The 10,960-nt window shown below is 70.1% G+C and carries 13 protein-coding genes; 6 read left to right on the top strand and 7 right to left on the bottom strand.

The features are described from left to right. Positions 1–453 (top strand): (2Fe-2S)-binding protein (locus tag AC1D1T_RS25015; RefSeq protein WP_477992682.1); only part of this gene is annotated, 453 nt, incomplete at its 5' end. Next, positions 446–1,606, top strand: coding sequence for an NAD(P)/FAD-dependent oxidoreductase (locus AC1D1T_RS25010; RefSeq protein WP_477840771.1), 1,161 nt, complete (start codon positions 446–448; stop codon positions 1,604–1,606). The genes AC1D1T_RS25015 and AC1D1T_RS25010, both read left to right, overlap by 8 nt. Here AC1D1T_RS25010 and AC1D1T_RS25005 read toward each other — a convergent pair. Next, positions 1,588–1,938, bottom strand: coding sequence for a cupin domain-containing protein (locus AC1D1T_RS25005; RefSeq protein WP_465111936.1), 351 nt, complete (start codon positions 1,936–1,938; stop codon positions 1,588–1,590). The genes AC1D1T_RS25010 and AC1D1T_RS25005 overlap by 19 nt on opposite strands. A gap of 176 nt (positions 1,939–2,114) precedes the next feature. On the opposite strand from AC1D1T_RS25005, the gene AC1D1T_RS25000 reads away from it, so the two are divergent. From AC1D1T_RS25000 to AC1D1T_RS24990, 3 genes are read left to right on the top strand one after another with little or no spacing between them, the layout of a single operon-like run. After that, a complete protein-coding gene (locus tag AC1D1T_RS25000) occupies positions 2,115–2,501 on the top strand; it encodes a helix-turn-helix domain-containing protein (protein WP_465111937.1) in 387 nt (128 codons plus the stop codon). A gap of 14 nt (positions 2,502–2,515) precedes the next feature. Next, positions 2,516–3,214 (top strand): HAD-IA family hydrolase, encoded by a 699-nt coding sequence (locus AC1D1T_RS24995; protein ID WP_477827977.1) that lies wholly within the window; start codon positions 2,516–2,518, stop codon positions 3,212–3,214. After that, positions 3,201–4,391, top strand: coding sequence for an amidohydrolase (locus AC1D1T_RS24990; RefSeq protein ID WP_477992681.1), 1,191 nt, complete (start codon positions 3,201–3,203; stop codon positions 4,389–4,391). The genes AC1D1T_RS24995 and AC1D1T_RS24990 overlap by 14 nt, the downstream gene beginning before the upstream one ends. Here the strand turns inward: AC1D1T_RS24990 and AC1D1T_RS24985 are convergent. From AC1D1T_RS24985 to AC1D1T_RS24960, 6 genes are all read right to left on the bottom strand, one after another. Further along, on the bottom strand, positions 4,375–5,118 hold the full coding sequence (locus tag AC1D1T_RS24985; protein ID WP_477992680.1) for a hypothetical protein: 744 nt from the start codon (positions 5,116–5,118) through the stop codon (positions 4,375–4,377). The two genes, AC1D1T_RS24990 and AC1D1T_RS24985, sit on opposite strands and share 17 nt — an antisense overlap. Positions 5,119–5,322: 204 nt before the next feature. Then, positions 5,323–6,147, bottom strand: a complete 825-nt coding sequence (locus AC1D1T_RS24980) for a peptidylprolyl isomerase (protein ID WP_465111941.1) — start codon at positions 6,145–6,147, stop codon at positions 5,323–5,325. A gap of 102 nt (positions 6,148–6,249) precedes the next feature. Continuing rightward, positions 6,250–6,516 (bottom strand): BolA family protein, encoded by a 267-nt coding sequence (locus AC1D1T_RS24975; RefSeq protein WP_047504237.1) that lies wholly within the window; start codon positions 6,514–6,516, stop codon positions 6,250–6,252. Between the two features lie 2 nt (positions 6,517–6,518). Next, on the bottom strand, positions 6,519–7,202 hold the full coding sequence (locus tag AC1D1T_RS24970; protein ID WP_477992679.1) for a septation protein A: 684 nt from the start codon (positions 7,200–7,202) through the stop codon (positions 6,519–6,521). Positions 7,203–7,238: 36 nt separating this feature from the next. Next, positions 7,239–7,676 carry a peptide-methionine (R)-S-oxide reductase MsrB gene (gene msrB / locus AC1D1T_RS24965; RefSeq protein WP_047504229.1) on the bottom strand — a complete coding sequence of 146 codons (438 nt, stop codon included), beginning with the start codon at positions 7,674–7,676 and terminating at the stop codon, positions 7,239–7,241. Beyond that, complete coding sequence (locus AC1D1T_RS24960; protein ID WP_477992678.1) at positions 7,673–9,181, bottom strand: protein adenylyltransferase SelO; 1,509 nt, start codon at positions 9,179–9,181, stop codon at positions 7,673–7,675. Before AC1D1T_RS24960 ends, msrB begins: the two co-directional genes overlap by 4 nt. Positions 9,182–9,327: 146 nt before the next feature. Here AC1D1T_RS24960 and AC1D1T_RS24955 point away from each other — a divergent pair. Beyond that, positions 9,328–10,960 (top strand): 3-(methylthio)propionyl-CoA ligase (locus AC1D1T_RS24955; RefSeq protein ID WP_477992677.1); only part of this gene is annotated, 1,633 nt, incomplete at its 3' end.

Genomic DNA, 10,960 nt, shown 5'->3' with positions numbered 1-10,960 from the left:
GGGGCCGAGGCGGCCGGCCGCCTGGCGGCGCTGGCCGCGCTGCACGACCTGGGGCACGAAGGCGGGCGCACGCGCTTCGCGGCCGAGCAGGCCGGCCTGCAGCGCACGCTGGCGACGATGGACGGCTTCCGCGCGGGGCTGGCGCAGGCCTTCCCGTGGCCGCATGCGCACGCGGCGGCCTTGCCCGACGACGCGGTCGTCTGCCGCTGCGAGGCCGTCACGGCCGGCGAGTTGCGCCACAGCGTGCGGGCGCTGGGCAGCCAGGAGTTGAACCGCGCCAAGGCCTTCAGCCGCGTCGGCATGGGCCGCTGCCAGGGCCGCTTTTGTGCCCATGCGGCGGCCGAGATCGTCGCCGCGAGCGCGCACATCCCGATCGAGCAGGTCGGCCGCCTGCGCGGCCAGGCGCCGGTGAAGCCGCTGCTGATGAGCACGCAGGAGGCCGGCGATGAGTGAAGTCCTGCGCAGCGACGTGCTGGTCATCGGCGGCGGCCTGATGGGCACGACGACGGCGCTGTTCCTGCGCCGCCGGCACGGCCTGAGCGTGCGGCTGCTGGAGCGCGAGCTGATCGGCCGCCAGGCCAGCGGCACCAACTTCGGCAACGTGCGCCGCCAGGGCCGCGCGCTCGAGCAGATCCCGCTCGCGAACCGCGCGCGCGCCGTGTGGGGCCGCGTCAACGAGCTGCTGGGCGAGGACCTCGAGTTCGTGCCCTACGGCCACCTGCGCGTCTGCTACACCGACCAGCAGGCGGCCCGGCTGGAACAGCACGTGCGCGAGGTGCAGCCGCTCGGCCTGGACCTGCAGATGTTCAGCGCCGCGGCGTTGCGCGAGCGCTGGGGCATCTTCAGCGATGCGGTGGTGGCGGGCTCGCTGTCGCCGCTGGACGGGCATGCCAACCCGCGCCTGGCCGGGCCGGCCTTCGCGCGCGCGGCGCAGCGCGCCGGCGCGCACATCCACGAGCACAGCGAGGTCGCGCAGGTCGAGCGCGAGGGCGGCGAGTTCGTCGCGCACACGGTCGACGGGCGCCGCTACCGAGCGGCCCAGCTGCTGGTGACCACCGGGGCCTGGTCGGCGCGCTTTGCGCAGGCCTTCGGCGAGCCGGTGCCGCTGGACGCGCGCGGCCCGCAGATGGGCGTGACCGAGCCGCTGCCGTATGCGATCGGGCCGTCGATCGGGGTGTCGACGCCGATCGAGACCGAGGGCCTGTACTTCCGCCAGATCGCGCGCGGCAACATCGTCTTCGGCGGCGGGCTCAAGGGCCCGGCGCTGTGCGATCCGGTGCGCTCGCAGGTGCTGCCCGACAACACGCTGCGCCAGCTGCGCGAGCTGCGCCGCTTCGTGCCGGCGTTCGAGAACGTGCAGCTGATCCGCGTCTGGAGCGGCATCGAGGGCTACACCGGCGATGCGGTGCCGGTGCTGGGGCCGAGCGTGCGCGTGCCCGGGCTGCACTACGCGTTCGGCTTCAACGGCGAGGGCTTTGCGATCAGCCCGGGCGTCGGCGAGGTGATGGCCGAGCTGCTGGCGACCGGGCGCACGTCGACGCCGATCGAGGCGTTCTCGATCGGGCGCTTCGCGGCGGCGCGGCAGGATCAGGCCATGACCACGTAGACCTTGCGCAGGGTTTCGGTGATGTGCCAGACACCCGTTGTGTCGGCCGGGAAGAACAGCGTGTCGCCGGCGCGGATCTGCTGCGCCTGGCCGCCGGTCGGCGTGAAGCTGCAGGCGCCCGCCAGGATGTGCATCACCTCGGCCTGCACCAGCTGGCGCTCGAAGCGGCCGGGCGTGCATTCCCAGAGGCCGCTGCGGTTGCCGCCGGCACCGGCGAGTTCGACGGCCAGGCCGCGGGTGGTGCTCGCCGGCTCGGACAGCGGGCGCGCGACCGGGCCCTCGTCCTGCAGACCGGGGAGCGTGGCGGATTGGCGGAGGATCTGGATCGTCATGGCGGGTGCGGGGAGTGAAAGAGACGCGCAGTCTGGCCGGCACGCCGCCGTGCCGATAGGACGCCCTTGTCGTACCGCAGGATCTGCGCGCCGCGTGACGCACAACGCAATTCGATGCTGCGCTGCAGGCGCTGAACGGTGCCGCGCGCGGCCGGGCCGCTCTTAAGCTGCAAGGCATGTGCAGCCTCCCGAACGACCCCGCCGCGCCCGCGCCGCCGCGCCGCCGCACGCACTCGATGGCGCCGGTGCTGGCCTACATCGACGCCCACCTGGCCGAGCCGCTGTCGCTGCAGGGGCTGGCCGCGCTCACCGGCCTGAGCGTGTGGCGCTTCGCGACGGTGTTCCGCGAGCGCGTCGGCATCGCGCCGCACCGCTACGTGGACCTGCAGCGCGTGCGCCATGCCCAGGCCCTGCTGCGCCAGGGCGCGACGCTGGCCGGTGCGGCCAGCGAGGCCGGCTTCTGCGACCAGAGCCACCTGTCGCGCCGCTTCAAGCGCGTCTGCGGCATGACGCCGGGGCAGTACCAGTCGCGCCAGTCTTCTCCCTGCGCCATCAACCCCTGACGGAACGAACCACCATGCCCTTGCAGAACTTCAAAGTCCTCACCTTCGACGTCGTCGGCACGCTGATCGATTTCGAGGGCGGGATGCTGCGCTACCTGCGCCAGGCGGTGCCCGGCGCCGCGGTGACGGACGACGCCTTCCTCGCCGCCTACCGCCGGGCCCGGGCGAGCGACGCCGCCGGCTGGTACCCGGACGACCTGGTGCGCGTGTGGCATGCGATCGCGCCCGGCCTCGGCCTGCCCGACTCGGCCGCGCTGGCCGAGGGCCTGCGCGACTCGGTGGCGGTGTGGCCGGCGTTCCCCGATTCGGTGGCGGCGCTGAAGCGGCTGCGCACGCGCTTCAAGCTGGTCGCGATGACGAATGCGCAGCGCTGGGCGCTGTCTCACTTCGAGAAGACGCTGGAGATGCCGTTCGACGACAGCGTCAGCTGCGACGACGCGCTGTGCGAGAAGCCCGACCCGCAGTTCTTCGCATTCGCGCGCGGCCGCCTCAGCACGCGCGGCTTCACCCGCGCCGACAACCTGCACGTGGCGCAGAGCCAGTACCACGACATCGGCGTCGCGAAGCGGCTGGGTCTTGCGACCTGCTGGATCGAGCGGCGCCACGGCCAGCCCGGTTTCGGCGGCACGCTGGAAGTCCAGGAGCTGACCCGGCCCGACCATCACTTCCACACGCTGGCCCAGCTGGCGGATGCGGTCGATGCCGGGCACTGACGAGATCGCCGACCTGCTGCCGGCCCTGCAGGCGCTGCGGCGCGACCTGCATGCGCATCCGGAACTGGCGTTCAAGGAGCACCGCACCGCGGGGATCGTGGCCTCAGCGTTGCGTGAACTCGGCCTGGAGGTGCACGAGGGCGTGGGCGGCACCGGCGTGGTGGGTGTGCTGCGCCACGGGGCCGGGCGCAGCCTGGCCTTGCGCGCCGACATGGACGCGTTGCCGATGGCGGAGCGCAGCGACCTGGCCCATGCCAGCCAGGTGGCCGGCGTGCACCACGGCTGCGGCCACGACGGTCACACCGCGATGCTGCTGGGCGCGGCGCGGCAGCTGGCGCGCAGCCGGCGCTTTGCCGGCACGGTGAACTTCGTGTTCCAGCCGGCCGAGGAAGGCCATGGCGGGGCGCGCGCGATGGTCCAGGATGCTTTGTTCGAGCGCTTCCCGAGCGATGCCGTGTACGCCTTGCACAACTGGCCCGACCTGCCGCTGGGCCAGGCGCAGACGCGCGCCGGCCCGATCATGGCGGCCGCGGACCGCTTCGACATCCTGGTGCGCGGCCGGGGCGGCCATGCCGCGCAGCCGCACCAGACGCCGGATGCGATCCTCGCCGCCAGCCAGCTGGTGACCCAGCTCAACACCATCGTGGCGCGGCGCATCGACCCGGGCGAGTCGGCGGTGCTGTCGGTCACGCGCATCGAGGGCGGGCATTCGCACAACGTGCTGCCGGCCGAGGTGGCCGTCACCGGCACGGTGCGCAGCTTCGATGCGGCGACGCAGGACCGCATCGAGGCGGCGCTGCGCGCGGTCGCGCAAGGCGTGGCCCAGGCCAGCGAGACGGCGATCGAGGTGACCTACACGCGCTACTACCCGGCCACGGTCAACAGTGCGGCCGAGGCCGAGACGGCGCTGGCGGCGGCCCGGGCCTGCGGGCTGCAGGCCGGCGTGGCGGCGCGCCCGGCGTTCACGTCGGAGGACTTCGCGTTCATGCTGCAGGTGCGCCCCGGCGCCTACCTGTGGCTGGGGCAGGGCGGCGGCGAGGCCGCCCCGCGGCCGACGCGGCCGCTGCACCACCCGTGCTACGACTTCAACGACGCGGCGCTGCCGCTGGGGATCGGCTGGTTCACGGCGCTGGTGGAGCGCGAGCTGGCGCCGAGCCGGGTCAGGGCTGGGCGGTGATGGTCTCGACCTTGATGTCTTCCACGGTCGCGCCGGCGCTGTTGGTGTGGAGGGCGCGGATGATGCCGAATCCCTTGGCGAACCAGAGCGTGGACGGGCCGTCGCCGTTCGCCGCCGCGTCCGCATCCAGCGTCTTCACCCGGCACGCGTCCGTGAAGGTCTTGCCGGCCAGCGTCACCGTTTCGTAGCCCTCGAAGGTCCAGGTCTCCTGCCAGGAAGCCGTTTCGGTGTGGCCCGCAGACGCGCCCGCCAGCACCGTGGTCACCTCGGTGTAGTTCAGCGTCTTGGAGTCGCCGGCCTGCATGGTCAGCGGCAGCGTGAAGCCGTCGGAGCGCACGGCCTTGGCAATGGCGTTGCCGTTGGCGTCGTAGAGGATCCCGCCCAGCAGACGGGTGCCGTTCGCGTCCTGCGACCAGTAGGTCGCGTTGCTGCGGACGGTGGTGGCGTCCGTGAACTCCACGGCAGCGTTGCGTACCGCGCCCTCGAAGGTTTCCTTGGCCATCCGGACGCCGTCGGGGACGCCGCCCGGATCGGTCACGGTGTAGGCCACGCCCTCGGTGATCTCGAAGCAGCCGGCAAAGCTGGCCGCGGCAGGCGTCGTGGGGGTGGTCGTCGCGGCGGGTGTGGAATCGCCGCCGCCGCCGCCGCAGGCGGTCAGCGCCGCGCACAGGGTCGAAGCCAACAGGAAGGACGTGGGCAGGGAGATCTTGGTTTGGGCGGGTGTCATGGGTTTGGAACGTACTGCGTGGAAAGACACCCCGAGCCTACGTGGACGGCTCGCGCCGGGAGCGTGCAGGCTGCCGCCCTTTCGCTCATGAACCAGACGACATTCGCCGTTGCACTACTTTGCGTTGCAGAAACGCACGCGAAGCTCGCGCGGCGCCATGAAAAAGGGCGCCCGCAGGCGCCCCTTGTCGAAAGCCGATCGGCCTCAGTTGGCGGTCGAGAACTTGTAGTCCGTCTTCGACTTCGCGCGGATCTCGTCGCGGAACTTCGCGAGCTTCTGCTGGCCCAGGGCCTGCAGGATCTGCGGCTTCACTTCTTCGATCGACGGGACCTGCGCATCGCGCGTGTCTTCCAGCTTGATGATGTGGTAGCCGAACTGCGACTTCACCGGCTCCTGCGTCATCTCGCCCTTCTTCAGCTTGATCATCGCCTGCGAGAACTCGGGCACGTACGAACCGGGGTTGGCCCAGTCGAGGTCGCCGCCGTTCTCACCCGATCCCGGGTCCTTCGAATTCTTCTTCGCCAGGTCCTCGAACTTCGCGCCGCCCTTGATCTGCGCGATCAGGGCCTTCGCGTCTTCTTCCTTCTCGACCAGGATGTGGCGGGCGTGGTATTCGGTGCCGGCCGAGCGGGCCTTGAACTTGTCGTACTCGGCCTGCACGTCGGCATCGAGCACCGGGTTCTTCTTCTGGTAGTCGCTGAACAGCTCGCGGATCAGGATGCTCTGGCGGGCCAGCTCGAGCTGCTGCTTGTAGTCGTTGCTGTTGGTCAGGCCGCGCTTCTCGGCTTCCTGCATGAACATCTCGCGCAGCACGACCTCGTCGCGCACCTGCGCTTCGAGTTCGGCCGTGCGCGGCTGGGCGCCTTGCGGACCGGGCTTGGTGGCTTGCGCCATCAGCGCTTCGACGCGCGACTTCGGCACGGGCTTGCCGTTGACGATCGCCACGTTCTGGGCCATCGCCGCCGGCACGAGCAGGGCAGCACTGATCACCAGCATCGAAGCGTGGCGGGCAAGGGTCGACTTCTTCATGGGCTTATGGCCTTTCAACGGGGAATCGAATGGGTGCGCTATGGGATTGGATATCGGGGGGCTGCCGTGGGACCCCTTCGGGCCACCGTCACGTCTTTCGGATCAGCGTTCACCCGGTGCGCGGGCCTCGATGGCAAGGGCGTGGATGCCGCGCGGAATCAAGGTTCGCAGGGCATCATATACGAGGCGGTGCCGCTTCAGACGTGACAGATCGTTGAACTGCGCGCTCACCACCTGCACGCTGAAATGCCGCCCCTCGCGCGCACCGGCATGGCCGGCATGCAGGTGGCTGTCGTCGGTGATCGCGAGGCTTTCCGGCTGCAGCGCTTCGCGCAGCGCGGCCTCGATCTCGTGCGAACTGACGGACATGCTCAACCCCTCTCCTGGGTCGGTTCCTTCGTCGGCTCCGGGGCCGGATCGGCCGGCGGCACAGCCTTGTCGTCATCGGGCAGGTGACGGCTCAGGTAGACGCCCTGGCCCAGCACGAACGCCAGCATCAACCCGGTCGCGCCGAACACCTTGAAGGTGGCCCAGGTCGATTGCGTGTAGCTGTAGGCCACGTAGAGATTCAACAGGCCCATCAGCCCGAAGAAGGCGACCCATGCGAAATTGAGCCGCTGCCAGATGGCGGCCGGCAGCACCAGCTGCTCGCCCATCAGCTTCTGCGGGATGTTCTTGCCGAGCACGCTCTGGCTGAACCAGAACGCGAAGCCCATCACCCAGTACAGCACGCTGGGCTTCCACATGATGAAGGTGGCGTTGTGGAACCAGATGGTCGCGCCGCCCAGCACCACCACCAGGGCCAGCGTGACCCACAGCATCGTGTGCACCTTGCGGCGCATCAGCTTCAGCGTGAGCACCTGCAGCAAGGTGGCGGCGATCACCACCAGCGTGGCCAGCAGCACCGCGGCCTCGCTGGGGCCGACGCTGCCGCCCGAGACCAGGAAACCGAAATGCTCGCTCGCGAAGGCCGCCGCGGCGTCCTTGTTGGCATCGGCGAACTTGAAGGTGCCGAAGAACAGCAGCAGCGGCAGGAAATCGAGCAGCAGGGTCATCAGGGAGCGTCGACGGGGACGAAGTGGCGGCCGGAGTTACGGCTTGGGGGCGAAGTCTATCGCCGCGGAATTGATGCAGAAGCGCTCGCCGGTCGGCTCCGGGCCGTCCTCGAAGACGTGGCCCAGGTGGGAGCCGCAGTTGTTGCAGCGCACCTCGACGCGCACCATGCCGTGGCTGCGGTCGACCACGCGCTCGATCACCTCGCTGTTGATCGGCTCCCAGTAGCTCGGCCAGCCGCAGCCGGCGTCGAACTTGGTGTCGGATGCGAACAGCGGCGTGCCGCAGCCGACGCAATCGTAGCGGCCGGCCTTGAAGTGATCCCAGTACTTGCCGGTGAAGGCGCGCTCGGTGGCGGCGTGGCGCGCCACCTCGTACTGCATCGGGCTCAGCTGGGCGCGCCATTCGGCGTCGGTCTTGGCGACGGCGTACGGGCTGTCGTCGCCGGGGCGGTGGTCGTGGTCGTTCGAACTCATGATGAACAGGACACCTCGAAGTGTTGCGCCCAGTCGGGCGGGAAATCGGCATACGCCGCGTGCTCGGGCTGTTCGTCGAAGGGCGCGGACAGAACTTTCAGCAGCCGCTRCACCTCGCTGAAATCACCCGTCCGGGCCGCGCGGATCGCGGTATCGGCCAGGTGGTTGCGAAGCACGTACTTGGGGTTCACCCGGTTCATCCGCAAGGCGCGTTCGGCATCGACGCTGCCTTCGGAGCGCAGCCGCGCCGCATAGTTCCGTGCCCAGGCGTCGAAGGCCTCGCGGTCGATGAAGAGGTCGCGCAGCGCGTCGTTGGCGGCAGCCTCGCGGCTGTCGAAGCCGGCCAGCCGGCGGAAGGTGATGCTGAAGTCGGCGCGGTCGGCGGCCWTGCGCTGCAGCAGGCCCTCGGCGAGCGCCCGGTCGCCGTCCTGCACGCCAGACAGTCCGAGCTTGGCGGCCATGCGCGCATCGAGCGTCGCGGCGAACTCGCTCTTGTAGGCCTCCAGCGCCTCGAGCGCATCGTCCTGCTCGCCGATCAGCGGCAGCAGCGCCTGGGCCAGCGCATGCAGGTTCCAGAACGCGACGTTCGGCTGGCGCGCATAGGCGTAGCGGCCCTGGTGGTCGGAGTGGTTGCAGACGTGGCCGGGGTCGAACGCATCGAGGAAGCCGTACGGGCCGTAGTCGATCGTGAGCCCGAGGATCGACATGTTGTCGGTGTTCATCACGCCGTGGCAGAAGCCGACGGCCTGCCAGTCGGCCATCAGGCGCGCGGTGCGCCGGGCCACCGCCTCGAGCAGCGCGACGGCGGGCTGTGCTGCACCGCGGCATTCGGGGTAGCCGATGTCGATCACGAAATCGACCAGCCGGCGCAGTGCGTCGACGTTCGGCTCGGTGTGCGCGAAATGCTCGAAGTGGCCGAAGCGGATGAACGACGGCGCGACGCGCGTGACGACCGCAGCGGTCTCGATCTCCTCGCGCCGCACCGGCAGCGCCGAGCCGGTGATGCTGAGTGCGCGCGTCGTCGGTACGCCCAGCGCGTGCATCGCCTCCGACGCCAGGAACTCGCGGATCGACGAGCGCAGCACCGCGCGGCCGTCGCCCATGCGTGAGTAGGGCGTCAGGCCGGCGCCCTTCAGCTGGATCTCCATCGGCCCGGCGGGCGTCTGCAGCTCGCCCAGCCACAGCGCGCGGCCGTCGCCCAGCTGGCCGGCCCAGACGCCGAACTGGTGGCCGCTGTAGACGCTGGCCAGCGGCTGCATCGGCGCCTCGGCGAGGTTGCCGCTGAGGGCGGCGAGCAGCCGCGGGTCGGAGGGCATATCACCCGGCAGGCCCAGCAGGCGGGCGCAATCGGCACTCCAGGCCACCCAGTGCGGGTCGGGCAGGCCTTGCGGCGGCAGTTCGGTGAAGAACTCGCCGCCCAGCGCGGCGAAGCGGTTGGGCCAGTCGGCGCCCATCAGCGGTGGCAGCGGGGCCGCGATCGCGGCGGGAATCGGCAGGGCGCTCATAGGGCCGAAAGTGTAATGACCGTGCCGCGGCACGAGTTTTTTACGGGTAAACAGCCAGCCGGCCGGTGGTGGCGCCTCCCTATCATTCCCGCGTCGAAGACAAACGTTTTGCGCGCTGACGCGCACGAATCACCCGGGAGAAGTCGATGTCACGACTGATGGGCCAGATGATGCAGATGCCCTTGCTGATCTCCTCGCTGGCCGTGCATGCCGCGCGGCATGCGGCGGACACCGAGATCGTCTCGAAGCGCTGCGAGGGCGACATCCACCGCACCACCTGGCAGGCGCTGGAGCTGCGCTCGCGCAAGCTCGCCCAGGCGCTGGCCCGGCTGGGCTGCGAGGCCGGCGACCGCGTCGCGACGCTGGCCTGGAACGGCTACCGCCACCTCGAGGTCTACTACGGCAGCTCCGGCTCGGGCCTCGTCTGCCACACCATCAACCCGCGGCTCTTCCCCGAGCAGATTGCGTGGATCGCCAACGATGCGCAGGACAAGGTGCTGTGCTTCGACCTCGGCTTCCTGCCGCTGGTCGAGAAGCTCGCGCCGCAGCTCGGGCAGGTGAAGCACTTCGTGCTGATGACCGATCGCGCGCACATGCCGGCCGGCAGCCCCCTGCCGAACCTGGCCTGCTACGAAGAGCTGGTCGAGGCCGAGGACGGCAACTACGCCTGGCCGCAGTTCGACGAGAACACCGCGTCGAGCATCTGCTACACCTCGGGCACCACCGGCCACCCGAAGGGCGCCGTGTACAGCCACCGCTCGACGCTGCTGCACGCCTTCGCGGCGGCGCTGCCCGATTCGATGGCCTGCTCGGCCGCCGACGTGATCCTGCCGGTCGTGCCGATGTTCCACGTCAACGCCTGGGGCCTGCCGTATGCCGGCGCGCTGGTCGGCGCCAAGCTGGTGCTGCCGGGGCCGCACCTCGACGGCAAGTCGCTGTACGAGCTGTTCGAGACGGAACGCGTCACCTTCAGCGCCGGCGTGCCGACGGTGTGGCTCGGGCTGCTGAACTACGTGAAGCAGAACGGCCTGAAGTTCAGCAGCTTCCGCCGCACCGTGATCGGCGGCTCGGCCTGCCCGCCGTCGATGATGCGGGCGCTGGAAGAGGAGCACCATGTCGAGGTGATCCACGCCTGGGGCATGACCGAGATGTCGCCGCTGGGCACGCTGTCGAAGCTGAAGGCGAAGCACGTGGGCCTCGATGACGCGGCGCGCCACAAGCTGCTGGAAACCCAGGGCCGCGTGGTCTATGGCGTTGACATGCTGATCGTCGACGACGACCGGCGCCCGCTGCCCTGGGACGGCACCGCATCGGGCAACCTGCTGGTGCGCGGGCCGTGGGTGATCCAGAGCTACTTCGGGCAGAAGGAGTCTCCGCTGGTCGAGGTCGACGGCCAATCGTGGTTCCCGACCGGCGATGTCGCGACGATCAACCCTGACGGCTTCATGCAGATCACCGACCGCAGCAAGGACGTGATCAAGTCCGGCGGCGAGTGGATCAGCTCGATCGAGCTGGAGAACATCGCGATGGGCCACCCGGGCGTGCACGAGGCGGCGGTGATCGCCTGCGCCCACCCGAAGTGGGACGAGCGGCCGCTGCTGGTGGTGGTGCGCAAGCCGGGCGTCGCGCTGGAAGCCCGCGAGCTGCTCGGCTGGTTCGAGGGGCGCATCGCGAAATGGCAGATCCCGGACGACGTCGCTTTCGTCGACGAGATCCCGCACACGGCCACCGGCAAGATGCTGAAGCTCAAGCTGCGGGATCAGTTCAAGGCCTACAAGC

This window comes from Rhizobacter sp. P2_H3, assembly GCF_056403355.1.
Note: the sequence above shows the minus strand (reverse complement) of the source record. Positions and strands in the feature narration are given on the sequence as shown.

Coding starts and splice junctions, on each gene's coding strand:
- AC1D1T_RS24970 (WP_477992679.1), bottom strand. CDS start 7,202: ATGACCCTGCTGCTCGATTTCCTGCCGCTGCTGCTGTTCTTCGGCACC.
- AC1D1T_RS24985 (WP_477992680.1), bottom strand. CDS start 5,118: ATGACACCCGCCCAAACCAAGATCTCCCTGCCCACGTCCTTCCTGTTG.
- AC1D1T_RS25000 (WP_465111937.1), top strand. CDS start 2,115: ATGTGCAGCCTCCCGAACGACCCCGCCGCGCCCGCGCCGCCGCGCCGC.
- AC1D1T_RS24990 (WP_477992681.1), top strand. CDS start 3,201: ATGCCGGGCACTGACGAGATCGCCGACCTGCTGCCGGCCCTGCAGGCG.
- AC1D1T_RS24995 (WP_477827977.1), top strand. CDS start 2,516: ATGCCCTTGCAGAACTTCAAAGTCCTCACCTTCGACGTCGTCGGCACG.
- msrB (WP_047504229.1), bottom strand. CDS start 7,676: ATGAGTTCGAACGACCACGACCACCGCCCCGGCGACGACAGCCCGTAC.
- AC1D1T_RS24980 (WP_465111941.1), bottom strand. CDS start 6,147: ATGAAGAAGTCGACCCTTGCCCGCCACGCTTCGATGCTGGTGATCAGT.
- AC1D1T_RS25010 (WP_477840771.1), top strand. CDS start 446: ATGAGTGAAGTCCTGCGCAGCGACGTGCTGGTCATCGGCGGCGGCCTG.
- AC1D1T_RS24975 (WP_047504237.1), bottom strand. CDS start 6,516: ATGTCCGTCAGTTCGCACGAGATCGAGGCCGCGCTGCGCGAAGCGCTG.
- AC1D1T_RS25005 (WP_465111936.1), bottom strand. CDS start 1,938: ATGACGATCCAGATCCTCCGCCAATCCGCCACGCTCCCCGGTCTGCAG.